This window comes from Paraburkholderia sp. RAU6.4a (assembly GCF_050435625.1).
Classification (GTDB): domain Bacteria; phylum Pseudomonadota; class Gammaproteobacteria; order Burkholderiales; family Burkholderiaceae; genus Paraburkholderia; species Paraburkholderia tuberum.
In genome coordinates this window covers 638,145-663,048 of record NZ_JBNDKQ010000003.1, presented here as the reverse complement: position 1 = coordinate 663,048, position 24,904 = coordinate 638,145, and the positions used below count along the sequence as shown (strand labels likewise).

At 65.0% G+C, this 24,904-nt stretch carries 26 protein-coding genes; 17 read left to right on the top strand and 9 right to left on the bottom strand.

The features are described 5' to 3' along the window. Positions 1 to 197: 197 nt before the first annotated feature. Together folE and OKW40_RS27575 are read right to left on the bottom strand one after the other, a co-directional pair. A complete protein-coding gene (folE, locus tag OKW40_RS27580) occupies positions 198 to 836 on the bottom strand; it encodes a GTP cyclohydrolase I FolE (protein WP_184063367.1) in 639 nt (212 codons plus the stop codon). A 136-nt stretch (positions 837 to 972) separates the two neighbouring features. Then, entirely contained in the window at positions 973 to 1,902 is a 930-nt protein-coding gene (locus OKW40_RS27575; RefSeq protein ID WP_090807267.1) for a LysR family transcriptional regulator, read from the bottom strand. A 419-nt stretch (positions 1,903 to 2,321) separates the two neighbouring features. Between OKW40_RS27575 and OKW40_RS27570 the strand changes: the two genes are divergently transcribed. The 5 genes from OKW40_RS27570 to pcaC all read left to right on the top strand — a co-directional run bounded on the left by OKW40_RS27570 (position 2,322) and on the right by pcaC (position 6,572). Continuing rightward, positions 2,322 to 3,029: a 3-oxoacid CoA-transferase subunit A gene (locus OKW40_RS27570; RefSeq protein WP_062131411.1), complete on the top strand. Its 708-nt coding sequence runs from the start codon at positions 2,322 to 2,324 to the stop codon at positions 3,027 to 3,029. Between the two features lie 13 nt (positions 3,030 to 3,042). Then, positions 3,043 to 3,702, top strand: a complete 660-nt coding sequence (locus OKW40_RS27565; RefSeq protein WP_018423570.1) for a 3-oxoacid CoA-transferase subunit B — start codon at positions 3,043 to 3,045, stop codon at positions 3,700 to 3,702. A 295-nt stretch (positions 3,703 to 3,997) separates the two neighbouring features. After that, positions 3,998 to 5,377: a 3-carboxy-cis,cis-muconate cycloisomerase gene (locus tag OKW40_RS27560; RefSeq protein ID WP_429492665.1), complete on the top strand. Its 1,380-nt coding sequence runs from the start codon at positions 3,998 to 4,000 to the stop codon at positions 5,375 to 5,377. Between the two features lie 5 nt (positions 5,378 to 5,382). Beyond that, the gene (pcaD, locus tag OKW40_RS27555; RefSeq protein WP_429492663.1) at positions 5,383 to 6,174 is read left to right on the top strand and encodes a 3-oxoadipate enol-lactonase; all 792 of its coding nucleotides are present in this window, start codon (positions 5,383 to 5,385) and stop codon (positions 6,172 to 6,174) included. Next, positions 6,171 to 6,572: a 4-carboxymuconolactone decarboxylase gene (pcaC, locus tag OKW40_RS27550; RefSeq protein ID WP_187619599.1), complete on the top strand. Its 402-nt coding sequence runs from the start codon at positions 6,171 to 6,173 to the stop codon at positions 6,570 to 6,572. Before pcaD ends, pcaC begins: the two co-directional genes overlap by 4 nt. Before the next feature lie 67 nt (positions 6,573 to 6,639). Here the strand turns inward: pcaC and OKW40_RS27545 are convergent, their stop codons facing one another. From OKW40_RS27545 to OKW40_RS27525, 5 genes are all read right to left on the bottom strand, one after another. After that, positions 6,640 to 6,798 carry a hypothetical protein gene (locus OKW40_RS27545; RefSeq protein ID WP_429353079.1) on the bottom strand — a complete coding sequence of 53 codons (159 nt, stop codon included), beginning with the start codon at positions 6,796 to 6,798 and terminating at the stop codon, positions 6,640 to 6,642. Between the two features lie 33 nt (positions 6,799 to 6,831). Further along, positions 6,832 to 7,035, bottom strand: a complete 204-nt coding sequence (locus OKW40_RS27540) for a hypothetical protein (protein ID WP_429402720.1) — start codon at positions 7,033 to 7,035, stop codon at positions 6,832 to 6,834. Between the two features lie 556 nt (positions 7,036 to 7,591). Beyond that, positions 7,592 to 7,984: a hypothetical protein gene (locus OKW40_RS27535; RefSeq protein WP_429492661.1), complete on the bottom strand. Its 393-nt coding sequence runs from the start codon at positions 7,982 to 7,984 to the stop codon at positions 7,592 to 7,594. 14 nt (positions 7,985 to 7,998) lie between these two features. After that, positions 7,999 to 8,388, bottom strand: a complete 390-nt coding sequence (locus OKW40_RS27530) for a hypothetical protein (protein WP_184063216.1) — start codon at positions 8,386 to 8,388, stop codon at positions 7,999 to 8,001. After that, positions 8,385 to 8,756, bottom strand: a complete 372-nt coding sequence (locus OKW40_RS27525; RefSeq protein WP_184063214.1) for a tlde1 domain-containing protein — start codon at positions 8,754 to 8,756, stop codon at positions 8,385 to 8,387. Before OKW40_RS27525 ends, OKW40_RS27530 begins: the two co-directional genes overlap by 4 nt. A 154-nt stretch (positions 8,757 to 8,910) precedes the next feature. Here OKW40_RS27525 and OKW40_RS27520 point away from each other — a divergent pair, with 154 nt between their 5' ends. Then, on the top strand, positions 8,911 to 9,237 hold the full coding sequence (locus OKW40_RS27520; protein WP_429492659.1) for a hypothetical protein: 327 nt from the start codon (positions 8,911 to 8,913) through the stop codon (positions 9,235 to 9,237). Here OKW40_RS27520 and OKW40_RS27515 read toward each other — a convergent pair. After that, positions 9,227 to 9,919, bottom strand: coding sequence for a TetR family transcriptional regulator (locus OKW40_RS27515; RefSeq protein ID WP_184063388.1), 693 nt, complete (start codon positions 9,917 to 9,919; stop codon positions 9,227 to 9,229). The two genes, OKW40_RS27520 and OKW40_RS27515, sit on opposite strands and share 11 nt — an antisense overlap. A gap of 289 nt (positions 9,920 to 10,208) precedes the next feature. Here OKW40_RS27515 and OKW40_RS27510 point away from each other — a divergent pair, with 289 nt between their 5' ends. The 11 genes from OKW40_RS27510 (at position 10,209) to OKW40_RS27460 (ending at position 24,332) form a co-directional block, all read left to right on the top strand. Then, a complete protein-coding gene (locus OKW40_RS27510) occupies positions 10,209 to 11,798 on the top strand; it encodes a 6-hydroxynicotinate reductase (protein ID WP_429492657.1) in 1,590 nt (529 codons plus the stop codon). A gap of 24 nt (positions 11,799 to 11,822) precedes the next feature. After that, positions 11,823 to 12,761: a UPF0280 family protein gene (locus OKW40_RS27505; RefSeq protein ID WP_429492655.1), complete on the top strand. Its 939-nt coding sequence runs from the start codon at positions 11,823 to 11,825 to the stop codon at positions 12,759 to 12,761. After that, complete coding sequence (locus OKW40_RS27500; RefSeq protein WP_429492653.1) at positions 12,737 to 13,327, top strand: amino acid synthesis family protein; 591 nt, start codon at positions 12,737 to 12,739, stop codon at positions 13,325 to 13,327. Before OKW40_RS27505 ends, OKW40_RS27500 begins: the two co-directional genes overlap by 25 nt. 50 nt (positions 13,328 to 13,377) lie before the next feature. Next, entirely contained in the window at positions 13,378 to 13,962 is a 585-nt protein-coding gene (locus tag OKW40_RS27495) for an amino acid synthesis family protein (RefSeq protein ID WP_184024981.1), read from the top strand. Positions 13,963 to 14,135: 173 nt separating this feature from the next. Further along, positions 14,136 to 16,088 carry an ABC transporter permease gene (locus tag OKW40_RS27490; protein ID WP_429492651.1) on the top strand — a complete coding sequence of 651 codons (1,953 nt, stop codon included), beginning with the start codon at positions 14,136 to 14,138 and terminating at the stop codon, positions 16,086 to 16,088. Then, a complete protein-coding gene (locus OKW40_RS27485) occupies positions 16,085 to 16,894 on the top strand; it encodes an ABC transporter ATP-binding protein (protein ID WP_429492650.1) in 810 nt (269 codons plus the stop codon). The genes OKW40_RS27490 and OKW40_RS27485 overlap by 4 nt, the downstream gene beginning before the upstream one ends. Continuing rightward, complete coding sequence (locus OKW40_RS27480; protein WP_429402728.1) at positions 16,891 to 17,604, top strand: ABC transporter ATP-binding protein; 714 nt, start codon at positions 16,891 to 16,893, stop codon at positions 17,602 to 17,604. The genes OKW40_RS27485 and OKW40_RS27480 overlap by 4 nt, the downstream gene beginning before the upstream one ends. 34 nt (positions 17,605 to 17,638) lie before the next feature. After that, positions 17,639 to 18,838 carry an amidohydrolase family protein gene (locus OKW40_RS27475; protein ID WP_090807235.1) on the top strand — a complete coding sequence of 400 codons (1,200 nt, stop codon included), beginning with the start codon at positions 17,639 to 17,641 and terminating at the stop codon, positions 18,836 to 18,838. 31 nt (positions 18,839 to 18,869) lie between these two features. Continuing rightward, a complete protein-coding gene (locus tag OKW40_RS27470; RefSeq protein WP_090807233.1) occupies positions 18,870 to 19,376 on the top strand; it encodes a (2Fe-2S)-binding protein in 507 nt (168 codons plus the stop codon). Continuing rightward, entirely contained in the window at positions 19,373 to 23,020 is a 3,648-nt protein-coding gene (locus tag OKW40_RS27465; RefSeq protein ID WP_429492648.1) for a molybdopterin cofactor-binding domain-containing protein, read from the top strand. Before OKW40_RS27470 ends, OKW40_RS27465 begins: the two co-directional genes overlap by 4 nt. 103 nt (positions 23,021 to 23,123) lie before the next feature. Next, positions 23,124 to 24,332 (top strand): ABC transporter substrate-binding protein, encoded by a 1,209-nt coding sequence (locus OKW40_RS27460; RefSeq protein ID WP_090807229.1) that lies wholly within the window; start codon positions 23,124 to 23,126, stop codon positions 24,330 to 24,332. A 128-nt stretch (positions 24,333 to 24,460) separates the two neighbouring features. Here OKW40_RS27460 and OKW40_RS27455 read toward each other — a convergent pair whose 3' ends face one another. Further along, entirely contained in the window at positions 24,461 to 24,712 is a 252-nt protein-coding gene (locus tag OKW40_RS27455) for a hypothetical protein (protein ID WP_018423554.1), read from the bottom strand. Positions 24,713 to 24,904: the final 192 nt, after the last annotated feature.

Genomic DNA, 24,904 nt, shown 5'->3' with positions numbered 1-24,904 from the left:
TGTTGGGCTGGCATGCGTGGACGGCCGGTATCGACCATCGGCCTCAATCGTCAATACGCAACTAACTGTCAACCCCGCGTGCCCACCGCAAGGTGGCCGGCGCGCTTGAAGAGAGTGCGCGCGAGCGCGCACGCTGGATTCGCAGGGGCGGGGGCTGCATCGTCAACGAATCACGAGCAGCCCCCGGGTCCACCTCATCAGGCATTCGGCACTGCCACCACGCCCGGATTCCCGACGATCGCCAGAAACTCCCGCCGTGTCGACGGATCGGTGCGGAACGTGCCGAGCATGCGCGACGTGACCATCGTGACGCCCGCCTTGTGCACGCCACGCGTCGACATGCACTGATGCGCGGCTTCGAGAATCACGCCCACGCCGGCTGGCTGCAGCACGTCGTTCAGCGTATCGGCGATCTGCACCGTCATCTTTTCCTGGATCTGCAGCCGTTTCGCGAACGCATCGACGAGGCGCGCGAGCTTCGAAATGCCGACCACGCGATGGTTCGGCAGATACGCGACGTGCGCGCGTCCGATGATCGGCACCATATGGTGCTCGCAATAGCTTTCGAAGCGGATGTCCTTCAGCACGATCATTTCGTCGTAGCCGTCCACTTCGGAGAAGGTACGCGCGAGGATGTCGCGCGGATCGACCTGGTAGCCGACGAAAAACTCGTCGTAAGCGCGCGTCACGCGTGCCGGCGTGTCGATCAGGCCTTCGCGCTGCGGATCGTCGCCGGCCCAGCGCAGCAGCACGCGCACGGCTGCCTCAGCTTCTTCGCGGCTCGGGCGTTCGGCGGCCGCTACGGGTTTGGTCTTCTTTGCCTTGCTGCTGGTCATGCGTCGTCCTCCTGGATCGCGCGTCGACGCTGCGCGCCGCGCGGGGTCAGTAACTGAGGTCATTGTTCCATGTTTTGCGCCGAAGGTGCCGATGCCCCTTTCGCGGCCGAGGCAGTCGCGGGCGTGCTGCGCACGGCTACTTCGGCCATTCGTCCATCGCATCGTTGAACAGCTCGGCGACCACGCCGCGCAGCCAGCTGCCGCGCGGATCGTTATGAAACTTGCGATGCCAGTGCTGCCGCAGGTCGAAGCGCGGCAGCGGCAGCGGCGGCTCGACGAGCATGATCGACGCATGCTCCGACACGTACGCGAAGCCGATCGCGTGCGGCACGGTCGCGAGCAGGTCGGTGCGCGCGAGGATGAAAGGCAGGCTCATGAAGTGCGGCGTTTCGAGCACCGCGCGTCGCTTGATGCGCTTCTTTTCGAGGTACTGCTCGAGCACTTCCTGGCTGCGTCCCTCGGCGCGCACGACCGCATGCCCTGACGCCACGTATTGCTCGAGCGTGAGCGGCCCCTTCGACAGCGGATGTCCGCTGCGCATCAGGCAGATGAAGCGATGCGTGAAGAGCCGCTGCTGAAAGAAGTTGTTGCCCGCCAGGTCCGGAAAATAGCCGACGGCGAGGTCGACATCGCCCGATTCGAGCCCGCGTTCCACTTGCGACGGCGACAGCGTGACCGAGCGCAGTTTCGCGGACGGCGCGCGCTCGGCGAACAGCTGCAAAAGACGCGGCAGAAACACGATTTCGCCGACGTCGGACAGCGCGATCGAAAACGTGTGCGTGCTCGTCGCCGGATCGAAATCCTGCACGTCGAGCATGCCTTTCTCGATGCGCAGCAACGCGTCGCGCGCGGCGGGCAGGATCGCGAGCGCGCGCGGTGTCGGCTCCATGCCTTTCGATGTGCGCACGAACAGCGGATCGTCGAAGTATTCGCGCAGGCGGCCAAGCGCGGTGCTCACGCGCGGCTGGCTCACGCCGAGCTGCTCGGCGGCGCGGCTCACGTTGCGCGTGTCTTCCATCGCGACCAGATAGGGGATCAGGTTCAGATCCAGATGTGTCTCGGACATGCTTGTTATGGCTCGCGGGGCCGGCGGGGCAAGGGAATGCTTATGCCGTATCGCTATAGAGCCTAGTTGAAAAATCGCCCGTAAGCATAGTGGGATTTTGCGCGGCCGGCATTTTCGCGCGCAGGGCGAGCGCTGGACGAGGGCATCCCGGACCTTCGCCGCCGCGCGCGGCGACCTATGATGAAGGGGGTTTCCCTGCCTTGACAACCCGCCCACAGGACAACCATAATCGCCGAAGCGTTCGCTAAACGAATCACTGTTCACTCAACGAACAATTCAGCGGCGCAGCAATCGAAGGCGCCAGCCCGCTCTCCCCCTCGCGAGCCGTCGTCAGCATGCCCGGAGACTGTTTCCGCGCGAGCCTTGCCGGTTACGGCTGTCAGCCCAGCGGCACGTAGCGCCCCCAAAGGAAATTCGACATGATCAACAAGATTTTCGAGACACTTCAATCGGCGGTCGCCGATGTCCACGACGGCGCGACCGTCATGATCGGCGGCTTCGGCACGGCCGGCATGCCGTCCGAGTTGATCGACGCGCTGATCGAGCAGGGTGCGCGCAATCTCACCATCGTCAACAACAACGCAGGTAACGGCGATATCGGCCTCGCGGCGCTGCTGAAGGCCAAGCGCGTGCGCAAGATCATCTGCTCGTTCCCGCGCCAGACCGACTCGTATGTGTTCGACGCGCTCTATCGCGCCGGCGAAATCGAACTCGAACTCGTGCCGCAAGGCAACCTCGCCGAGCGCATCCGCGCGGCGGGCGCGGGCATCGGCGGCTTCTTCACGCCGACCGCGTACGGCACCAAGCTCGCCGAAGGCAAGGAAACGCGCCTGATCGACGGCCGTCACTACGTTCTCGAAGCGCCGCTGCACGCGGACTTCGCGCTGATCAAGGCGTACAAGGGCGATCGCTGGGGCAACCTGATCTATCGCAAGACCGCGCGTAACTTCGGGCCGATCATGGCGAGCGCCGCGAAGACCGCGATCGTGCAGGTGTCGGAAGTGGTGCCGCTCGGCGGCCTCGATCCGGAAGAAATCGTCACGCCCGGCATTTTCGTGCAACGCGTGATCGCGGTGCCGCAAGCGGCGCATGCCCCCACGCCCAATCCTCACGACGCTGCTGCCTGACCCGGAGACCGACATGAAGAAACTGACTCGCGATGAAATGGCCAAGCGCGTTGCCCAGGACATCCCTGAAGGCGCTTACGTGAACCTCGGCATCGGCGTACCGACGCTGGTGGCGAACCACCTCGCCGCAGACAAGGAAATCTTCCTGCACAGCGAAAACGGTCTGCTCGGCATGGGCCCGGCCCCGGCGAAGGGCCAGGAAGACGACGAACTGATCAACGCCGGCAAGCAGCACGTCACGCTGCTGACGGGCGGCGCCTACTTCCATCACGCGGATTCGTTCGCGATGATGCGGGGCGGCCATCTGGACTTCTGCGTGCTCGGCGCGTTCCAGGTGTCGGCGAAGGGCGATCTCGCGAACTGGCACACCGGCGCACCAGACGCGATTCCGGCGGTCGGGGGCGCGATGGACCTCGCGATCGGCGCGAAGCAGGTCTACGTGATGATGGAGCACCTGACCAAGCAGGGCGAGAGCAAGATCACCGCCGAGTGCTCGTACCCGGTCACCGGTATCGGTTGCGTGACCCGTATCTATACGGACCTCGCAATGATCGACGTCACGAAGGAAGGCCTCGTCGTGCGCGAGATTTTCACGGACATCGGCTTCGACGAACTGCTGAAGCTGACCGGTGTGCCGATGACCGACGGCACGCAGGCCGCGCGCGCGGCCTGATGGTTGGCTGAGGCGTCGCGGCGGCGGTCTGCTTTGCGGCCGCGTCGATGGCGTCTCGTCTGAAAGCAGCATTGCGCGAACGGGTCAGCGCTGCCGGGGCAAACTCCTCGTCAGCGCTGGCCTGGCAACTTCAGCGACGTGCTGACCACGTTTGGCGCACAATACGCAGCACAAACCGCGTCATACGCCCGGCACGAGCGCGGCACGAGGGCTTGCTCCGCCACGGCGTCTGGTTCGAACCGCCGCGCGCCGTGCCGCTTCTTCGCTTCCGATTCCCTCAAACATCGTCGTCACCATGCTCGACTCCAGCGCCCGTCTGACTGGCCTTCTTTGCGGCACACAGCCGATGAACGACATCTGGGCGCCGCGTGCCACGCTGCAGCGGATGCTCGACGTCGAAGCCGCGCTCGCGCGTGCCTCTGCCGCGCACAAAGTCATTCCCGAATCCGCCGTCCCCGCGATCGAAGCGGCCTGCCAGGCCGACCGGCTCGACGCCGATGCGCTCGCACGCGACGCCGCGCTCGGCGGTAATCTCGCGATTCCGCTCGTCAAGCAACTGACTGCACGCGTCAAAGCCGCCGATGCCGAAGCTGGCAAATACGTGCATTGGGGCGCGACGAGCCAGGACATCATCGACACCGCGACGGTACTGCAACTGCGCGACACCTTCGACCTGCTCGACAGCGGCCTGCAAGCCACCTGCGACGCGGTCGCGAAACTCGCGGCCACCCATCGCGCGACACCGATGATCGGCCGCACGTGGCTGCAACAGGCGCTGCCGATCACGCTGGGTCTGAAGTTCGCGCAATGGCTCGACGCGCTGTTGCGTCATCGCGAGCGACTCGGTGCGTTGCGCGAACGTGTGCTGGTGCTGCAATTCGGCGGCGCGGCCGGCACCCTCGCGAGTCTGCGCGAGGCGGCGCCGCAGGTCACGCAGTCGCTCGCCAAGGAACTCGGCCTCGCGGTACCGACCTTGCCGTGGCACACGCAGCGCGATCGCATCGCCGAGACGGCGTCGCTGTTCGGCATGCTGATCGGCACGCTCGGCAAGATCGCGCGCGACGTGTCGCTGCAGATGCAAACCGAAATCGACGAACTCGCCGAACCGGCCGCGGCCGGCAAGGGCGGTTCGTCGACGATGCCGCACAAACGCAACCCGGTCGGTTGCGCGGCGGTACTGACGGCCGCGACGCGCGCGCCCGGCCTCGTGGCGACCGTGTTCGCCGGCATGGTGCAGGAGCACGAACGCGCGCTTGGCGGCTGGCAGGCCGAATGGGACGCGCTGCCGGATCTCGCGCGCCTCGCGGGCGGCGCGCTCGCGAACATCGAACAGATCGTGTCCGGCCTGAGCGTGAACATACCGCGCCTCGCCGCGAATCTCGACGTCACGCACGGCCTGATCCTCGGCGAAGCGGTGATGCTCGCGCTCGGCGATTCCATCGGCCGGCTCGACGCGCATCACCTGGTCGAGCGCGCGTCGAAGGCGGCGATCCGCGACGGCAAGACGCTGTATGACGTGCTCGCCGCCGACGCGGCCGTCACCGAACATCTTTCGCTCGAGCGCCTGAAGCAGCTGCTCGATCCCGCTCAATACGTCGGCCAGGCGCACGCATATGTCGACGCCGCACTGGCGCTTCACACCACGCGCGCGCAGCGCGCCCATTCCAAGGAGTAACCGGCATGCCCTACGCCGCAGTCAACGGCACCGAGCTTCACTATCGTATCGACGGCGATCGTCACGGCCACGCGCCATGGCTCGTACTGTCGAATTCGCTCGGCTGCGATATGTCCATGTGGACGCCGCAGGTCGCGGCGTTGTCGAAGCGCTTCCGCGTGCTGCGCTACGACACGCGCGGCCACGGTCATTCGGAAGCGCCGAAGGGTCCGTACACGATCGACCAGCTGAGCGGCGACGTGCTCGGCCTGATGGATACGCTGAAGATCGCGCGCGCGAATTTCTGCGGCATATCGATGGGCGGCCTGACCGGCGTCGCACTCGCCGCCCGTCACGGCGACCGCTTCGAGCGCGTCGTGCTGTGCAACACGGCCGCGCGCATCGGCTCGCCGGAAGTCTGGGTGCCGCGTGCCGCGAAGGCGCGCAGCGAAGGCATGTTCGCGCTCGCCGACGCGGTGCTGCCGCGCTGGTTCACGGCAGACTTCATCGAGCGTGAGCCGGTCGTGCTGGCGATGATCCGCGACGTGTTCGTGCATACCGACAAGGAAGGCTACGCATCGAACTGCGACGCGATCGACGCGGCCGACCTGCGGCCCGAAACGCCGGGTATCAAGCTGCCGACCCTCGTGATTAGCGGCACGCACGATCTGGCCGCCACGGCCGCGCAAGGCCGCGAACTTGCGCAGTCGATTCCGGGCGCGCGCTACGTCGAGCTCAACGCCTCGCATATCTCCAACATCGAAAAGGCCGGTGAGTTCACGAAGACCGTGCTCGACTTCCTGACGGAGGCAAAATGAACGACGAAGACCGTTACGAAGCCGGTATGGAGGTGCGTCGCGCGGTGCTGGGCAACGCGCACGTCGACCGTTCGCTCGCGAACCGCACCGAACTGACCGAGGAGTTCCAGAACCTGATCACGCGTTACGCATGGGGCGAGATCTGGACGCGTGAAGGTCTGCCGCGTCATACGCGTAGCCTGCTGACGATCGCGATGATGGTGGCGTTGAATCGCAGCGAAGAACTAGCGCTGCACCTGCGCGCCGCCAAAAACAACGGCGTGACGCGCGAGCAGATCAAGGAAGTGCTGCTGCAGACCGCGATCTACTGCGGCGTGCCGGCGGCCAACTCCGCGTTCCATCTGGCCGACAAGCTGTTTCGCGAGGATGATGCGGCGGCCGCGGCGGCGAAGTCGTAAGGACTGAGCACACGTAACTGATCCTGCGCATCGCGCAGGATCAGGTCGAAGGTGAGGGCAGGCTTGCTCACGACGGACTCCGCAGCTCACGCAGGAAACGCTGCACGGCCACCCGCACGATCTGCTGCACCCAACGGTGGGTCGCCTTCGACACCGCGCGCAGTTCATCGAGCAGTTCCTGCGGCAAGTACTGGCGGTAGGAAGGGTTGCGGTAGCGGCCGGCCATTTCAGTTCGTCCATTCCGGCCGGCCGCGACAGGTCAGGACTGTCTTGCGTTCAATGCAGGCCAGCGGGCCAGGGCAATGAACCACAGCAGAATGACGTTCACCACCGGAATGAAGGCGAGCAGCGACCAGGCGCCCGCATATCCCGCCTTCTTCAGGATCAGCCATAGCGGGATAATCTCCGCGATGACGACAACAAGAACAAACACCATCCAGTGCCATATGGAAAGAGCGCCCACGCATACCTCCATTTTTTAAAGTTGACGGGCAGAGCTGAGTATAACGACGCACGGCTGACTTCTTTTTCAATATTTCCGGCTGCCATCGATGCCGCACACCCGCTGCGCTTTACGCGCGTAGTCCTGCAACGCGGTCGGTTTCCGTATGGTCGCATCCCCGTCGCTGGTGATACCGAAAAGATCGTCAGCAGCCGCTGCGTCAAGTCCGGCTGTACTGGCTCCATCAGCTCCAACCATCCGTTCGCATCTGACCGTGCGGGAGGCGGCCAGACACTTCCGCGCCACGCAGCTGGCCGTACTCGACGCGTGCGAAGACTGGGAGGGCGATGGTTACATGCGGCCCGCAACGGGCTTTCGCGCCGGAAGCGTTTCGGATCGATTTCCCGCCTTGGCGACTATTTCGTGGAAGCCTACAGACAGACCCGAACCAGACGTACAGGCCGCGCGGGCAAGGGGTGTAATGACTGAAACAGAGCGAGGTAGGGGCCTTATGACGCGCCGCTCGCAGGCAAAAAAAGACCCGTGCGATGCGGGTCCGGGTCTGAACTGGCGCGGTTCACTCGATATGCCTGTACCGAGTGTCCCCGCCGCCACGCTGCAACTGTTTCGAAACGATAAGAAACTGTTCGTCACTAATCGTACACTCCAGTTCGCCTATCTCGTACACAGCAATCAGCTTGATCTTATTTCCGCTTCGCTCCTCAAAGGTAATCTGATAGACCCCGCGCCACATTGGTTCGCCATCCTCATATTTACCGATCTTCTCGGACGCCAGTCGCACGGCCCTTGTTTTCGTAGCATCGAAATCCAGGGAGAGGATGTCAGTTTTTCTTAGCGCCATCTGGGCCACATAGGCCGGAAACCGGTCGCCGCATGGCGGGTATGGTCCGGGTTCCGCCAGGCATAGCGCGGGAAGGGATAGCAGCAGGACTGCAAAAGCGTGTTTCATGGATTCAAAGGACCTCACTCTATCTGCTTGAACATTCTGTCAGCCTCGACTCTTGACAGCAAATGCTTCGAAACGACAAAAACCTCTACGGCACTCATTGAGCATTCAAATTCGCCAGCGTCGTTCACAGCAATCACCTTGACCTTGTTTCCGTTTTTTTCGTGAAAGGTGATGTGATAGACCTCACGCCACAACTGTTCGCCATCCTCATCTTTTCCTATTTTCTCGGACGCCAGTTGCACGGCTTGGGTTTTCGTATAGTCGATATTGCCAAGCATGCCAGCCTTTTTTAGGCTGTTTTCGGCGATGTTGGTCGGCCACCCGTCGCATGGCGGGTTCGGTCTGCCTTGCGCCAGGCATAGCGCGGGAAGGGATAGCAGCAGGACTGCAAAGGTGCGTTTCATGGATGTTTCACCCTAAGCATTCTGTCGCCACTGTTCCAGATTTGCTTGCGGTATGGCAAGTGCAGAACGATACATCCATTTGACGCGTTGCCGGGATCGGTCTGGCTGTCGCCGTGGATCATGAAGGCGGAACGTTCGCCTAAGCACGTTCCGCATACCGGGTTAAGCCGCATCGAGAACGGTCCAGTTTTAGGGTGCGGAAACGGTGCCGTAATTTCATACAGGCCAACGGGGATTGGTCCCCAGTCGCGGACATACTGGCTACTGTGTTTATTCTTGTGCTCTCCCTTGCCGGAATATCCCTTATCTGTGATTAATTTGTCGTTGTGATACAACAAGTGGCTCTCATGCTTGTAAATCCACACCATCGTCTTTTCCTAATTGGTTGTGCGAACCAACGATTACACCAGATCATCTGGCTGAACACAATTTTTAAGATATACGTCAGTTTGATCTGCATCCGCGTATCGAGCCGACAGAGGCAAGTGCAATTGATCGCGAAAGATCACGGCGAATATGAGTATGGGGCCGATTCGTGGGGAAAACAGAACCACGCCACAACGATTGCCGGCGCAACACAATGTAAAGAATGCGAATCAAAGCGACAAAAAAGAACGCGAAGATGCAGCCGCAACGAATGTTCAAAACGCAGATGTGCAAAAGCCGGACGTTACGAAGGTCGGCGCAGCGAAGCCTCAAGCCACGAAAGCCGCAGCAAACGAAAGCCGCAAAACGAAGACGCCTGTTACCGTTGTGAAGGAATGCGCGCCGTTCAGGATTGGTATCGAAGGAATCCGCACGGCATTCATTCGCGAATTCGGCGGGCGCCGATATTTTTTTATGCGGTAGTCGTCGCTACGACGCTCACCGGCACCTGCACGCACACCGCGCGCAACACCGTCTCCTTGATCACCTCGCGCCAATGCGCGAGCGCCGCCTTGTCCATCAGCGGTTCGCCGAGAAACGCGCCGAGCGTGTACTGATTGGCGTTATAGAAATAGCCGAGCGACGCGATCATCAGATACACGTCGCGTGCCGCGATATCGGCGCGAAACACGTCCTGCGCGCGGCCCGCCTCCAATAGCCTCTGCACGACCGAAATCGCGTAGCCCGAAATCTCCTTGAGCTTCTGCGATTTTTTCGCATGCTTGCCCTGGTGCAGATTTTCGCTCGACAGCAGCGTCACGAACTCCGGGTGATCGAGGTAGTACTGCCAGACGAACTCGACCATCTGTTCGAGGCCATGCACCGGATCGCGCAGATCGAGATCGAGTTTGCTTTCCGCTTCGTTGAACTGCGTGTAGATCGTCTCCAGCACTTCGATGAACAGCTGCTCCTTGCTGCCGAAGTAGTAATAGATCATCCGGTCGTGCGAACGCGCGGCCTTCGAAATACTTTCGATGCGGCCGCTCGCATAACCCTGCTTCGCGAACACCCTGATGGCCGCCTTCAGGATCTTGGCGCGCGTGTCCTGCGCCTGTTTCGCGCGGATACCGATGGCGCCCGGCTTGCGGGCGGCGGTGGGGCTCATGACGGTCTCGGATCTCTTTGTCAGCGTCGGTTTGAACGGCGGGCGCGCAGACTCAGCACGCCGATGCCGCATTGCACCATGATCCCGCGTGACGGAAAACACGTTGCACAGTCGATTTTGATCGAGTAGATTTCAATCGAGTTTGGTGTAGAAGATACTACATGAACGGTGAGTGACCGCAACATGAAAATGGGCGGCCCACGCGGAAATGCCCTGAAACCGGGACGATTCGCGCACCACGCAGCACCGCCAGCCATGTCGCGCCTGTGATGTCGTAGGGAACCCCACGATGACGGAACATACGAAGGTCGATTTCGGTGCAGAGAGTGTCGATCGCGATACCGCGTCGACGCCGGGCCCAACCGTGCTCGCAAAGTCGGCGCCGCGCAGCGAGCGCATGGCCGCGAACAAGATCGAATGCAATGCGTGTCCGGTGCTGTGCCAGATCTCGGAAGGGCGCACCGGCGCGTGCGATCGTTATGCGAATGCGGATGGGCGGTTGATACGCGTCGATCCGGTGGTGTTTCTGTCGCGTGCGAACGATGCCGACGCCGATCCGGCAAATGCGGCGATCGAATTCGGCACAGCCCCCGCCGCGGACCCAGGCACCACCGAACCCGCGCTGTTCGTCACCGGCGTCGGTGCCTCCTCGACCTATCCCGACTACAAGCCCGCGCCGTTCATCGTCGCGTCGAAGCTCGACGACATCGACATGGTCACCGTCGTCACCGAAGGCATCTTCAGCTATTGCAGCTTCAAGGTGAAGATCGACACCGACCGCTTTCTCGGCCCGGAACAGGCGAACGTGCGTTGTGACGGCGAGATCGTCGGTCACGTGAGCACGGCCGAATACGGCTCGCAGATGCTGAGCCTCGGCGGCGTCCATCATCTGACCGGCGGCAGCAAGAAAGAAGGCCGCGTGACCTGCGACATGATGCTCGCGCTCGGCAACAAGGAGGCGGTCGAGCTTGGTATCGACGGCGGCGCCAGTCTCGTGATTCGCGCCGGCGTCGCGCCGATCGTCGACGGTGTCGAGGAGCAGCGCATGCGCGTCGGCTGCGGCTCCGCGACGATCGGTATCTTCGCGAAGCAATGGTTCGGCCACGTTGATGAGGTGGTGGTCGTCGACGATCACATTACGGGCGTGCTGACCGAGCACCAGGCGGGCCGCTGCCTCGGCATGACGCGCTCGGGACTCAAGATACGCGGCCGCAAATCGACGCCGGGCCGCTATTTCCAGGTTGCCAATCCCGGCACCGGTTGGGGGGGCACCGACATTCAGGACCCGCTCGCGATCGTCGAAGGATTCGATCCGTCGGTCGCGAAGCCGGGCATGCGCGTGCTGATGGTCTCGACGACCGGCGAACACGCGCAATGGTACGAACTCGACGCACAGCTCGTGCCGCGCATCGCGCCGATGCCCGACGCGGTGCGCCGCACGGTCGAGCGGATCGGCGAGAACTGCGAGCCGTCGCTCGCGACGGTGCTGTTTCTCGGCGGCGCGGGCGGCAGTCTGCGCGCCGGCGCGACCGAGAATCCGGTGCTGCTCACGCGCGCGATCAAGCGCAAGCACGTCAACGTCACGTGCGGCGGCGCGCCGGCTTATGTGTGGCCGGGCGGCGGCATCACCGTGATGGTCGACGTGACGCGCATGCCGGACCGCTCGTTCGGCACGGTGCCGACACCGGCGCTCGTCGCGCCGATCGAATTCACGATGACGTACGACACGTACCGCGATCTCGGCGGCCACGTCGAGGCGGTGCGCTCGTTGCAGAGCGTGCTCGCGAGCGGGCCGACGCATACGGAAGGCGCGCCGCTCGCGCGGCGGACGCTGGCTCGCGATCCGGACAATCCGTGGCCGCCTGCAATGCCCGGTTAAGCACCCTGACCAAAAAATCACACGATGACCCCCACCCGAACCCGCCTCGACGAACACCGCTGGCATTGGCAGCACGGGCCGATCGACCTGATCCTCGGCGCCGACGGCGAGCCCGACGCGGTGCGTGCTGCATATGACGCATGCTGGGAGCGCTTCAGTCCTGTGCTGGAAGAGCTGGTCCGCGAATTGAACGTGCTTCGGCAACCAGTGCAGGCTGTGGCGGCACGACATGATTGCCCGCTTCGAGGGCCGGTCGCGACGCGTATGTGGCATGCGTGTCATCCGCATCGTTCGAGCTTCATCACGCCGATGGCCGCAGTCGCGGGCAGCGTCGCCGACGAACTGATCGCCACGTTCGCGCGCGACGGCATCGCGCGCGCCTTCATCAACAACGGCGGCGACATCGCGCTGCACCTCGCGGCGGGGCAGCAGTATCGGGTGGGCGTGTTGGCGGACCTCGCGCAAATTTCGGGCACGCGTTTCGCGCTCGACCCTGCGCTCGACGCGCATCTGACGCTCGACGCTCGGCAGCCGATTCGCGGCGTCGCGACGAGCGGCTGGCGCGGCCGCAGCTTCAGTCTCGGCATCGCCGACAGCGTGACCGTGCTCGCGCGCGATGCCGCGAGCGCCGACGCCGCCGCGACGATGATCGCGAACGCGGTCGATCTCGACCATGCGGGAATCGTGCGGCGTCCCGCGTCGTCGCTGAAGGACGATAGCGATCTCGGCGATCTGCTGGTGACCGTCGACGTGCCGCGTCTGCCGCAGCCGCTGATCGATTTCGCGCTCGCGCGCGGCGTCGATGTCGCGAAGCGGTTGCGCGGCCAGGGTTTGATCGAAGGCGCCGCGCTGTTCCTGCAAGGACGGGCGCGGGTCACCGGCATCGACGATTCACGCGCGTTGTCCGCCACGCGCGCTTCACTGACAACGGAGGCTCCGTGTTCGAAATACGCCGCGTGCTGACGCACGTCGAAGACATCTTCCACGAGTTCGGCCCCGCGCCCGCGCAGCCGCTCAGACGAGGCGCGATCGCCGCGGTGATGACGAATCCGTTCGCGGGCCGCTACGAGCCGAAAATAGAACACGCGATGGAAGCGCTGAAGCCGATCGGCTTCGAGATGGCGCAACGGCTGCTGACGGCGATGGCGGTGCCGCATGCGTCGATCGAAAGCTATGGGAAGGGCGCGATCGTCGGCGCGCGCGGGGAACTCGAGCACGGCGCGCTATGGCATGTGCCCGGCGGCTACGCGATGCGCGAGCTGCTCGAAAAGCACGGCGTGCCGACCCACGCGATCGTGCCGTCGACGAAGAAGGTCGGCGCGCCGTCCACCGCGCTCGACGTGCCGCTCACGCATGTGAACGCGAGCTACGTGCGCAGCCACTTCGATGCGATCGAAGTACGCGTGCCCGGCGCGCCCGCCGCCGACGAGATCGTCTACATCCTCGTGATGAGCACGGGGCAGCGCGTGCATGCGCGGGTGGGCGGCCTCGCGAAAGAGGCGATCGTCGGCAAGGATGGCTTGCGCTGAAGCGGCGCGCGGCAACCAGACAGCAAGGCAACCAAACTCGGAGAGCGCAAATGGCAATCAGGCTTCGCAAGCTGGTCGTGCAGGTCGACGAAACACGCATCGAAATGGGCCAGACCGTCGAGCCGCCCGCGCGCCGCGCGGTCGCGATCGCGGTGATCGATAATCCGTATGCGGGCCGCTATGAGGCGAAGCTCGACGCGCTGATCGAAGCTGGCGAGGAACTCGGCGCGCTGCTCGGCAAGCGCTGCGTCGAGGCGTTGGGCATCGCGCCCGGGGAGGCGCAAAGCTACGGCAAGGCGGCGATCGTCGGCGAGGCGGGCGAGCTCGAACATGCGGCCGCGATCCTGCATCCGAAGCTCGGCGCGCCGCTGCGCGCGGCGGTCGAGAAGGGCGCGGCGCTGGTGCCGTCGGCGAAGAAGATCGGCACGCTCGGCACCGCGATCGACGTGCCGCTCGGCCACAAGGACGCCGCCTACGTGCGCAGCCATTTCGACGCGATCGAGGCGCGCGTGGCCGATGCGCCGCGCGCGAACGAAATCGTCGTGGCGGTCGCGGTGACCGCGTCGGGCCGGCCGCTGCCGCGCATCGGCGGCTTGCAGGCGAACGAGATCAAAGGCGAGGACGGCCTGCGCTGAGCGATCGTTTTTTTCAGCCGCCTGTTTGCCGTCGCTTGTTTTGCGGGTTGTTTCGCTGGTAGTGTCCTGCCGTTGACGCGGGCGCGCATGGGGCCGCCCGCGCTGCAACGTCCGCCGATCGGGCCGCTGCGCATGTTGCGCGCGCGCCGTTCGGCGAGCTGCCGAGGGTCGCGATGCTTTCGAATCTGCTGGTACAACTGGTCAATGGACTCGCCGACGCGTCGACGCTGTTTCTGGTCGCCGCCGGTTTGTCGTTGATCTTCGGCGTGACGCGCATCGTCAACTTTGCGCACGGCTCGTTCTATATGTTCGGCATTTACGTCGCGTATAGCATCGCGAGCCGCTTTGGCCACACGGCGGGCGGCTTCTGGCTGTCGGTGCTCGCCGCCGCGCTCGCGGTCGCGGTGTTGGGCGCGCTCGTCGAAATCGTCGTGTTGCGGCGGATCTATCAGGCGCCGGAGTTATTCCATCTGCTCGCCACGTTTGCGCTCGTGCTGATCTTTCGCGACGCCGCGCTATGGCTTTGGGGCCCGGAGGATCTGTTCGGCCCGCGCGCGCCGCATCTCGCGGGCGCGGTCGACTTTCTCGGCCATCCGCTGCCCACGTACGACATCGCGCTGATCGTGATCGGTCCGGTCGTCTTGCTGCTGCTGTGGTACGCGTTGACGCGCACGCGTTGGGGCACGCTCGTGCGCGCCGCGACGCAGGATCGCGAGATGCTCGGCGCGCTCGGCATCAATCAGGCGTGGCTGTTTACCGGCGTGTTCTTCGTCGGCGCGTTTCTCGCGGGACTCGGCGGCGCGCTGCAAGGGCCGCGCATGTCGGCGAACCTGTCGCTCGACCTCGAGACGATCGGCAATGCGTTCGTGGTCGTCGTGGTCGGTGGCATGGGTTCGATTCCGGGCGCGTTCGTCGCGGCGTTGCTGATCGCCGAGATCAAGGCGCTGTGCATCGGTATCGGGCACGTGACGATCTTCGGCATCGGTTTATCGCTGAGCCGCTTCACGCTGGTGGCCGAATTCGTCGTGATGGCGGTCGTGCTGGTGGTGCGGCCTTGGGGTCTGCTCGGCCGCGCGAGCGCCGCGGTGCGCGCGATGGGTACGCCGGAAACGCCATTGCGTCCGGCGGGCAGGCGTCTGAAGGGGCTGGCCGCCTTCGTGTTGCTGGTGCTGGTTCTGGCGCCGCTCGCGGCCAACGCGTTTCCGTATATGCCGGTGCTGCTGGTTGAAATCCTGATTGCGGTGCTGTTCGCGGCGAGCCTGCATTTCATCATGGGTCCGGGCGGCCTGCATTCGTTTGGCCATGCCGCGTACTTCGGACTTGGCGCTTACGGCGCGGCACTGTTTCTGAAGGTGCTGAATCTGCCGATGGAAGCCGCGTTGCTGCTCGGGCCGCTGCTCGCGGTGGTGGGCGCGCTCGTGTTCGGCTGGTTCTGCGTGCGCCTGTCTGGTGTCTATCTGGCGATGCTGACGCTCGCATTCGCGCAGATCGTCTGGTCGGTCGTGTTCCAGTGGGACGACGTGACCGGCGGCAGCAACGGCGTGCTAGGCCTGTGGCCGTCGAACTGGCTGTCGTCGCCGGTCGCGTTCTACTACTTGACGTTAGCGTGCGCGGTGCTCGGCGTGTGGCTGCTGCGCCGCATGCTGTTCTCGCCGCTCGGCTATGCGATGCGCGCGTCGCGCGATTCCGCGCTACGCGCCGAGGCGATCGGCATCGACGTGAAGCGGGTTCAGTGGGCGTCGTTCGTGATCGCGGCGTTGTTCTGCGGACTCGCCGGATCGCTGTACGCGTTTTCGAAGGGCAACATCTCGCCCGAAGTGATCAGCGTGAGCCGCTCGGTCGATGGCCTCGTGATGGTGCTGCTCGGCGGCTTGCAGACGTTGAGCGGGCCGATCGTCGGCGCGGCCGTGTTCACGTGGCTGCAGGACACGGTCGCGCGCCAGACCGACTACTGGCAGGCGCTGCTCGGCCTCGCGATCCTGCTGCTGGTGATCGCGTTTCCACAGGGTATCGTCGGCTTCATTCGCGAGCGTTTCGGCGACGCGAACGCCGATCAGGCCGACAAGACCAACGGCGGCGCCGCGTCGCCGTCGCAACGGGCCGCCGCGGTCAAGGAGGGGCTATGAGTCTGCTGCGCGTAGGCGGTCTGTCGAGATCGTTCGGAGGACTGAAGGCGGTCGATAACGTTTCATTCGATCTCGAAGCGGGTCAACTGCTGGCGCTGCTGGGCCCCAACGGCGCGGGCAAATCGACTTGTTTCAACATGGTCAACGGCCAGTTGCAGCCGTCGTCGGGTTCGATTCTGCTCGACGGTCATGAACTCGTCGGCATGCGGCCGCGCGATATCTGGCGGCGCGGCGTCGGCCGCACGTTCCAGATCGCCGCGACGTTCAACTCGATGACGGTGCTCGAAAACGTGCAAATGGCGCTGGTGTCGCGCGAGAAAAAGACCTTCGGCCTCTGGAAGCCAGCGGGCTCGCACCATGCCGACGAAGCGTTCGCGCTGCTCGAACAGGTCGGCATGGGCGCGCACGCGAAGCGCGCGTGCGGCGTGCTCGCGTATGGCGACGTGAAGCGCGTCGAGCTTGCGATCGCGCTCGCGAACCGGCCAAAGCTGCTGTTGATGGACGAACCGACCGCCGGCATGGCGCCGAAGGAGCGCAACGAATTGATGGCGTTGACCAAGCGGCTGGTGACCGAACACGAGATCGGCGTGCTGTTCACCGAACACAGCATGGACGTCGTATTCGCGTACGCCGACCGGATGATCGTGCTCGCGCGCGGCAAGCTGATCGCCGAAGGCGACGCCGACACGATCCGCAACGACGCACGCGTGCAGGAGGTCTATTTCGGCACCGGCAAGACGTTCCGGCCGCACGCGCCACTGCAAGACGCGTCAGGCAGCGTGCGGGATCGTGGAGCATTGCAATGAGCGAACCGATGCTGAAAGTCTCCGGCCTCAATGCGTTCTACGGTCGCGCCCACATCCTGTTCGACGTCGGCCTCGAAGTCGGCCGCGGCGAGGTGGTCGCGCTGATGGGCCGCAACGGCGCCGGCAAATCGACGACGATGAAAGCGGTGATGGGACTGCTGCCGCGCCGCCACGGCGAAGTGACGTTTCGCGGCCAGAACATCAGCGCGCTCGCGCCGTTCAAGATCGCGCGCATGGGCGTCGGTTTCGTGCCCGAGGACCGCCGCGTGTTCGCGGACCTGACGGTGATGGAAAACCTCGACACGGGCCGCCAGCCGCCGCGCGAAGGCGCGCCGCAATGGACGCCCGACAAGCTGTTCCGCCTGTTTCCGAATCTCGGCGAAATGCCGAAGCGCCCCGGCGGCCAGATGAGCGGCGGCGAGCAGCAGATGCTGACCGTGTCGCGCACGCTAATGGGCAATCCGTATCTGGTGCTGCTCGACGAACCGTCCGAAGGCGTCGCGCCGGTGATCGTCGAGCAGATGGCGAACATGATTCTCGAACTGAAACGCGAAGGGCTATCCATTCTGTTATCCGAACAGAATCTGCACTTCGCCGAGCTGGTCAGCGACCGCGCGTATGTGCTCGAGAAAGGGCAGATCCGTTTCAGCGGGACGATCGGCGAACTCGCACGGAACGAAGCAGTGAGGCGCGCTTATCTGAGCGTGTGAATTCATCGGGTAGTGTCGGCGAAAGGAGAGGCAGATGGCGGCAGAGACGTTGACAGGCTTGTCGGGCAAGGTCGCGGTAACGAACATCGGGCTGCTGCTGTCGGGCGATATCGATCAGCCGATTCTCGACGCGGACACGCTGGTGATCGACGACGGCGTGATCGTCGCGCTCGGCCGCGAGAAAGACTGCGATCTCGAAGGCGCGCGCACGACGGTCGACTGCAAGGGCACGACGGTCGCACCGGGCCTGATCGACTCGCACGTGCATCCGGTGTTCGGCGACTGGACGCCGCGCCAGAATCAGCTCGGCTGGATCGAGTCGAATCTGAACGGCGGCGTGACGACGATGATCTCGGCCGGCGAAGTGCATTTGCCTGGCCGTCCGAAAGACGTGCTCGGCGTGAAGGCGCTCGCGATCACCGCGCAGCGCTCGTTCGACGGCATGCGCGCGGCGGGCGTCGGTGGCGGCGTCAAGGTGCTGGCAGGCGCGCCGGTGATCGAGAAGGGCATGGTCGAGCAGGACTTCAAGGAGCTGTCCGAAGCCGGTGTGAAGCTGCTCGGCGAAGTCGGCCTCGGCAGCGTGAAGGGCGGCGAGGAAGCGCAACAGATGGTCGCGTGGGCGCGCAAGTACGGTATCCAGAGCACGATTCACACGGGCGGTCCGTCGATTCCGGGCTCCGGCCTGATCGATCGGGACGTGGTGCTCGCCGCCGATGCCGATGTGATCGGCCACGTCAATGGCGGCCATACGTCGCTGTCGTACCGGCACGTGTGCGATTTGTGCGAGCAGTCGAGCCGCGCGCTCGAAATCGTCCACAACGGCAACGAGCGGATCGCGTTGCTGACCGCGCGCCATGCGATCGAATTGAAGTGCCCGCACCGGATCATTCTCGGCACCGATAGCCCGGCCGGCTCCGGCGTGCAACCGCTCGGCATTCTGCGCATGATCGCGCTGATCTCGAGCCTCGCCGACGTCCCCGCCGAAATCGCGTTCTGCTTTGCGACCGGCAATACCGCGCGGCAGCGCCACCTGCGCCAGGGGCTGATCGAGGTGGGCCGTCCCGCCGATCTCGTGTTCATGGACCGCGCGCAGCATACGGCCGCCGACACGCTGCTCGAAAGCGTGCAACTCGGGGATATTCCGGGTGTGGGGATGGTGATGATCGATGGTCTGATCCGCTGCCGGCGCAGCCGCAATACGCCGCCCGCGACCGAAGTGCCGGTGGTGCTGTGAACGCGCGGCGCGACAGGGTGCTCGCATCATGATGAACCGCGCCGCTCAGCTCGTGCTGAAGGTGAACGGCGCGACGCATGTGGTCAGCGCGGCGGCGCAGACACCGCTGCTCTACTTGTTGCGCAATGATCTCGCGCTGAACGGGCCGAAATTCGGTTGCGGTCTCGGCGAATGCGGCGCCTGCACCGTGCTGCTCGACGGCATGCCGACGCGCGCCTGCGTGACGACCGCCGAAGTCGCGCTGGGCCGCGAGATCACGACGCTCGAAGGGCTCGGCACGCGCACCGCGTTGCATCCGGTGCAGCAGGCGTTCATCGACGAACAGGCCGCGCAATGCGGCTACTGCCTGAACGGCATGATCATGACCGCGAAGGCGCTGCTCGATCGCGATCCGCATCCGAGCGTCGCGACGATCCAGCGCGAGCTGTCGCGCAATCTGTGTCGCTGCGGCACGCATGTCGAGATCGTGCGCGCGGTGCAGCGCGCGGCGCAATTGCTCGACGCGCAAACGGACGTGGACGACGGAGCGCGCGTATGACCGGGCCGGACTTCAGCGTCGATCGTCGTGGCGCGACGCCGTCGCGCAAGCAGTTGTACGACGCGCACAGCGTGCTGCTCGTCGCGCGGCCGCCGCATGCACCGGTCAAGGCCGTGCGCGGCCAGCCGGGTTCGCGTTCTTCGTTCGTGCCGACCGAGGCGGATCTGTTTCTGGTCGTGCGAGACGATGGCAGCGTGGTCGCGTTCAACGGTCACGTGGATCTTGGCACCGGCATTGGCACCGCGCTTGCGCAGATCGTCGCGGAAGAACTCGATGTGCCGTTGACGCGTGTGTCGATCGTGCTCGGCCATACCGGCGAAGCGCCGAACCAGGGGCCGACGATCGCCAGCGCGACGATCCAGATTTCGGCGGTGCCGCTGCGGCAGGCGGCGGCGCAAGCGCGTCAGTATCTGGTCGCGCAAGCGGCCGCGCGCCTGAACGTAGACGCGAACGATCTCGACGTGCAGGACAGCCGCGTGTTTCCACGCGATGGCGACCCGGCGCAGGGCATTCACTATGGCGAGCTGATCAAAGGCCAGCGTGTCGAACTGCTGCTGTCGAACGATGCGCCTTTGAAACCGCCGCACGCGTACCGCGTCGTCGGTAAAAGCGCGCCGCGTGTCGACATTCCCGCGAAGGCGACCGGTGAGCTGAGCTTCGTGCATGACGTGCGCGTGCCCGGCATGCTGCATGGACGCGTGGTGCGGCCGCCTTATGCGGGCGTCGCGCAGGGTGAGTTCATCGGGCATAGCCTGCTGGAAGTGAACGAAGCGGCGATTCGCGATTTGCCTGGCATCGTCAAGGTGGTCGTGATTCGCGATTTCGTCGGCATCGTCGCCGAGCGTGAGGAGATTGCGCAACAGGCGGCGCAGCGGCTCGACGTGCGCTGGAAAACGGTCGATGGCCTGCCGCCGCTCGACACGAGCGAGCAGGTCGAAGCGGCGTTGCGCGCGAATCCGGCGACGCGGCGCGATCTGGTGATCGAAGGCGACGTGGATGCGGCGCTCGCGCAAGACCCGTCGCGCACGTTGGAACGCACTTACGTGTGGCCGTTCCAGATGCACGCATCGATCGGGCCGTCGTGCGCGGTCGCGGACTATCGCAGCGGAGACGGCGACGACACGCAGCTGAAAATCTGGTCCGGCACGCAGAACCCGCATTCGCTGCGCGCCGACCTCGCGTTATTGCTGACGCTCGACGAAGCGCGCATCGACATCGTGCGGATGGATGCGGCGGGCTGCTACGGACGCAATTGCGCGGACGACGTCGCCGCCGACGCCGCGCTGCTGTCGCGCGCGGTCGGCGCGCCGGTGCGCGTGCAGCTATCGCGCGAGGACGAACACGCGTGGGAACCGAAGGGCGCCGCGCAACTGATGGACGTACGCGGCGCGCTCACCGCCGAAGGCGAACTGGCCGCCTACGACTTTGCGACGCGCTATCCGTCGAACGACGCCCCCACGCTCGCGCTGCTGCTGACCGGCACGATTCCCGCGCAGCCGCAGGTGTTCGAGATGGGCGACCGTACGGCCGTGCCGCCGTACGACTATCGCAGCATGCGCATCGTCTGCGACGACACGCCGCCGATCGTGCGCGCCGCGTGGCTGCGCGGCGTGTCGGCGTTGCCGAACACGTTCGCGCACGAGTCGTTCATCGACGAACTGGCCGAGCAGGCCGGCGTCGATCCGGTCGAGTTCCGCCTCACGCATCTGACCGATCCGCGCGCGATCGACCTCGTCAAGGCGGTCGCGGCGAAAGCCGGGTGGGAACCGCGCGAACCCGCGTTCAGAACGCGCGGCGAGGACGACGAAGACGGCAACATCGCGCGCGGCCGCGGCATCGCGTACGCGCGCTACGTGCACAGCAAATTCCCGGGGTTCGGCGCCGCATGGTCCGCGTGGGTAGCCGAGGTCGAAGTCGATCGCAACAGCGGCGAACTGGCGGTCACGCGCGTCGTGGTCGGCCAGGACACCGGCACGATGGTCAATCCGGATGGCGTGCGTCACCAGATTCACGGCAACGTGATCCAGACGACGAGCCGCGCGCTGAAGGAGCAGGTCAGGTTCGGCGACAACGCGGTGACGAGCCAGGAGTGGGGCGCGTATCCGATCCTGACGTTCCGCGAAGTGCCGGTGATCGACGTCGTGATGATGCCGCGCCACGGCGAGCCGCCGATGGGCGCCGGCGAGTCGGCGTCGCTGCCCGGCGCGGCCGCCATCGCCAATGCGCTGTACGACGCGACGGGGGTGCGTTTCCGTCGCCCGCCGTTCACGCCGGAAAAGATCCGCGCCGCGCTCGCCGACGCGCAGGCGCAAGACGCGGCGGCGGCGCGCAGGAAAAAGCGCTGGCGGCGCGGCTTTTTCGGCTTGTTGGCCGCGGGCGCGGTCGGCTGGCTTGGCGCGCTGTCGTTCGCCTCGGTTTCCAGCGCGCCGCTTGCGCCGATCACGCCGCCGCTTGCAAGCGCGTTTGCGCCGGAACTGGTCGCGCGCGGCAAGCTGCTCGCGTCGCTCGGTAATTGCGCGGTTTGCCATACCGCCCACAACGGCGTGCCGAACGCCGGCGGCAAGCCGCTCGCGACCCCGTTCGGCATCGTCTACAGCACCAACCTCACGCCCGACGGCCAGACCGGGATCGGCCACTGGTCGCTCGAAGCGTTCGTGCGCGCGATGCGGCACGGCATCAGTCGCGACGGTCATCGGCTGTATCCGGCGTTTCCGTACACGTCGTTCCAGAACATCTCCGATGACGATCTGCACGCGCTCTACGCGTATCTGATGTCGCAAACGCCGGTGCGCAGCCGGCCGCCCGAAACGAAGCTCGCGTTTCCTTTCAGCGTGCGTCCGCTGATGGCTGCATGGAACGGTCTGTTTCTCGGCCGCACCGCGTTTGCCGCCAACCCCGCGCAGAGCGCGCAATGGAATCGCGGCGCGTATCTGGTGAATGGCCTTGGCCATTGCAGCGCGTGCCACACGCCGCGCAACGCGTTCGGCGCCGAGAAAACCGGCGCGGCGTTCATGGGCGGAGGCAGCGCCGAGGGCTGGGAAGCGCCCGCGCTGTCGGCGTTGTCGAATGCGCCGGTGCCGTGGAGCGAGGACGAACTGTTCCGCTATCTGCGCGACGGTCACGCGCCGTTGCACGGCGTCGCGGCCGGGCCGATGGCGCCGGTGATCGGCGATCTGGCGGCGCTGCCCGACAGCGATATCCGCGCGATGGCCGTCTATCTCGCGTCGCTCAATCCGCTGGAGCCGAACGCCGATCCGGCCGCGACCGCGCGCGAATACGAACAGGCCAGCGCGATGACGGGCGCGCCGGTCACGGCGGGTGCGCGGCTTTTCGACGGCGCGTGCGCCGCGTGCCATCACGCGGGCAGCGGACCTCAGTTGTTCGGCGCACATCCGTCGCTGGCGCTGAACACGAACCTGCACGGCGCGACGCCGGACAACCTGATTCGCGTGATTCTCGACGGCATCGGCTCGCCTGCGCGGCCCGAACTCGGTACGATGCCGGCTTACCGCGACAGTTTCAACGACGCCCAGGTCGCCGAGCTCGTGTCGTTCCTGCGCGCGCAGTTCGCGGGCGGCAAGCCGGCATGGCAGGACGTCGCCGCGAACGTGGCCAGAATCCGCGCGGAACCGCGCGAGCAATGAGCCGCCGGCCGTCGTCCGAAGGTGCGCAGGTCCACGCGCTTGCACGTCCGCACGTTCGCATGTCTGACTAAAACCACCATTCCTTCTGATAACGGAGAAACGCATGACCACGCGCGCAGGATGGATCTCTCGCCTCATGGTGTCGACCGTGTGCTCGTTTGCCGCGCTCGGCGCGAGCGCACAGCAGACCATCAAGATCGGTGAGATCAATAGCTACAAGGCGCAGCCCGCCTTTCTCGGGCCTTACAAGCAAGGCTGGAATCTCGCACTCGAGCAGGTGAACGCGGCGGGTGGCGTGCTCGGCAAGCAGCTCGAAGTTATTTCGCGCGACGACAACGGCAACCCCGGCGACACGATCCGCGTCGCCCAGGAACTGATCGCGCGCGAGCAGGTGCAGGTGCTGTTCGGCGGCTTCCTGTCGAACACCGGCCTCGCGCTCGCCGACTTCGCGAAGCAGAAGAAGATCTTCTTCCTCGCGGCCGAACCGCTGACCGACAAGATCGTCTGGGCCGACGGCAATAAATACACGTACCGTCTGCGTCCTTCGACCTACATGCAGGTCGCGATGCTGGTGCCCGAGGCCGCGAAGCTGAAGAAGAAGCGCTGGGCGATCGTGTATCCGAACTACGAGTATGGGCAATCGGCGGTGGCGACCTTCAAGAAGCTGCTGACGGCCGCGCAGCCGGACGTGCAGTTCGTCGTCGAACAGGCGACGCCGCTCGGCAACGTCGACGCGGGCGCCGTGACCCAGGCGATCGCCGACGCGAAGCCCGACGCGATCTTCAACGTGCTGTTCGGCGCCGACCTCGGCAAGTTCGTGCGCGAGGGCAATACGCGCGGGCTCTTCAAGGATCGCGCGGTGGTGTCGCTGCTGACCGGCGAGCCCGACTACCTCGATCCGCTCGGCGCCGAAGCGCCGACCGGCTGGATCGTGACCGGCTACCCGTGGTATTCGATCGATACGGCCGCGAACAAGCAGTTCGTCGACACGTATCAGGCGAAATATCACGACTATCCGCGGCTGGGCTCGGTGGTCGGCTATTCGGCGCTGATGTCGATCGCGGACGGCATCAAGAAGGCGGGTTCGACCGATCCGGACAAACTCGCCGCCGCGTTCAAGGGGCTCAACGTGCAGACGCCCTTCGGCCCGATCATGTACCGCGCGCAGGACAATCAGTCGACGATGGGCGCGTATGTCGGCGTGACCGGCGTGAAGGACGGCAAGGGTGTGATGACGTCGTACCGCTATGTGGATGGCGCGAGCGTGCAGCCATCGGACGCCGAGGTGAAGAAACTGCGCCCGGCGGATTGAGGACGTGGCGCGCGGCGGTCCGTCGTGACTGCCGCGCAATGGCCGCGCGAGTGTTGGTGAATGCACGTCCGCAGCGGCTTTTGCCACGAGCGGGCGGCTTTGAAAACGGCGGTTGCCGTCGGCGAAACCTACTCTTCCGCGTCGTGCTCCGTGACGAAGCGCTTCAGATAAGCGAGCACGGCCGCTTCCATCGCGCGATGATCGGCGGTGTTTTTCGAGCCCGCGTTTTCTTCATCGCCGAACAGTGTGGACGGCGCGTTGTGCACGTCCACTTCCTGCCCCTCGCGGAACACGCGAATTTCGTGGACGTCTTCGACGTACTCGGCGATCCAGTGCACGCCCTCGATATGCGTGCCAGCGCGAACCGTAACTATCTTCATGGCTGTCTCCATGCAAGGCGGCCGATTTGAGTTAGCGCTTCGGCGCTTACTCCCGTCCCATGTCCACCACCATACGCCGTCCCGCCGACGCACGCGAGTCCCGCCGCGCAACCGCCGCCGGAGCATGGCGCGGATGGGCGCTCCGGCACGCTCGTTGCTGAATGATAGAGACTCACCCACAACCGGAGAACC

Excerpts from the sequence above, each read along its gene's own strand:
- folE (WP_184063367.1), bottom strand. The coding sequence starts at position 836 with ATGACCAGCAGCAAGGCAAAGAAGACCAAACCCGTAGCGGCCGCCGAA.
- OKW40_RS27575 (WP_090807267.1), bottom strand. The coding sequence starts at position 1,902 with ATGTCCGAGACACATCTGGATCTGAACCTGATCCCCTATCTGGTCGCG.
- OKW40_RS27570 (WP_062131411.1), top strand. The coding sequence starts at position 2,322 with ATGATCAACAAGATTTTCGAGACACTTCAATCGGCGGTCGCCGATGTC.
- OKW40_RS27565 (WP_018423570.1), top strand. The coding sequence starts at position 3,043 with ATGAAGAAACTGACTCGCGATGAAATGGCCAAGCGCGTTGCCCAGGAC.
- OKW40_RS27560 (WP_429492665.1), top strand. The coding sequence starts at position 3,998 with ATGCTCGACTCCAGCGCCCGTCTGACTGGCCTTCTTTGCGGCACACAG.
- pcaD (WP_429492663.1), top strand. The coding sequence starts at position 5,383 with ATGCCCTACGCCGCAGTCAACGGCACCGAGCTTCACTATCGTATCGAC.
- pcaC (WP_187619599.1), top strand. The coding sequence starts at position 6,171 with ATGAACGACGAAGACCGTTACGAAGCCGGTATGGAGGTGCGTCGCGCG.
- OKW40_RS27545 (WP_429353079.1), bottom strand. The coding sequence starts at position 6,798 with ATGGCCGGCCGCTACCGCAACCCTTCCTACCGCCAGTACTTGCCGCAG.
- OKW40_RS27535 (WP_429492661.1), bottom strand. The coding sequence starts at position 7,984 with ATGAAACACGCTTTTGCAGTCCTGCTGCTATCCCTTCCCGCGCTATGC.
- OKW40_RS27530 (WP_184063216.1), bottom strand. The coding sequence starts at position 8,388 with ATGAAACGCACCTTTGCAGTCCTGCTGCTATCCCTTCCCGCGCTATGC.
- OKW40_RS27525 (WP_184063214.1), bottom strand. The coding sequence starts at position 8,756 with ATGGTGTGGATTTACAAGCATGAGAGCCACTTGTTGTATCACAACGAC.
- OKW40_RS27520 (WP_429492659.1), top strand. The coding sequence starts at position 8,911 with ATGGGGCCGATTCGTGGGGAAAACAGAACCACGCCACAACGATTGCCG.
- OKW40_RS27515 (WP_184063388.1), bottom strand. The coding sequence starts at position 9,919 with ATGAGCCCCACCGCCGCCCGCAAGCCGGGCGCCATCGGTATCCGCGCG.
- OKW40_RS27510 (WP_429492657.1), top strand. The coding sequence starts at position 10,209 with ATGACGGAACATACGAAGGTCGATTTCGGTGCAGAGAGTGTCGATCGC.
- OKW40_RS27505 (WP_429492655.1), top strand. The coding sequence starts at position 11,823 with ATGACCCCCACCCGAACCCGCCTCGACGAACACCGCTGGCATTGGCAG.
- OKW40_RS27495 (WP_184024981.1), top strand. The coding sequence starts at position 13,378 with ATGGCAATCAGGCTTCGCAAGCTGGTCGTGCAGGTCGACGAAACACGC.
- OKW40_RS27490 (WP_429492651.1), top strand. The coding sequence starts at position 14,136 with ATGCTTTCGAATCTGCTGGTACAACTGGTCAATGGACTCGCCGACGCG.
- OKW40_RS27485 (WP_429492650.1), top strand. The coding sequence starts at position 16,085 with ATGAGTCTGCTGCGCGTAGGCGGTCTGTCGAGATCGTTCGGAGGACTG.
- OKW40_RS27480 (WP_429402728.1), top strand. The coding sequence starts at position 16,891 with ATGAGCGAACCGATGCTGAAAGTCTCCGGCCTCAATGCGTTCTACGGT.
- OKW40_RS27475 (WP_090807235.1), top strand. The coding sequence starts at position 17,639 with ATGGCGGCAGAGACGTTGACAGGCTTGTCGGGCAAGGTCGCGGTAACG.
- OKW40_RS27470 (WP_090807233.1), top strand. The coding sequence starts at position 18,870 with ATGAACCGCGCCGCTCAGCTCGTGCTGAAGGTGAACGGCGCGACGCAT.
- OKW40_RS27465 (WP_429492648.1), top strand. The coding sequence starts at position 19,373 with ATGACCGGGCCGGACTTCAGCGTCGATCGTCGTGGCGCGACGCCGTCG.
- OKW40_RS27460 (WP_090807229.1), top strand. The coding sequence starts at position 23,124 with ATGACCACGCGCGCAGGATGGATCTCTCGCCTCATGGTGTCGACCGTG.
- OKW40_RS27455 (WP_018423554.1), bottom strand. The coding sequence starts at position 24,712 with ATGAAGATAGTTACGGTTCGCGCTGGCACGCATATCGAGGGCGTGCAC.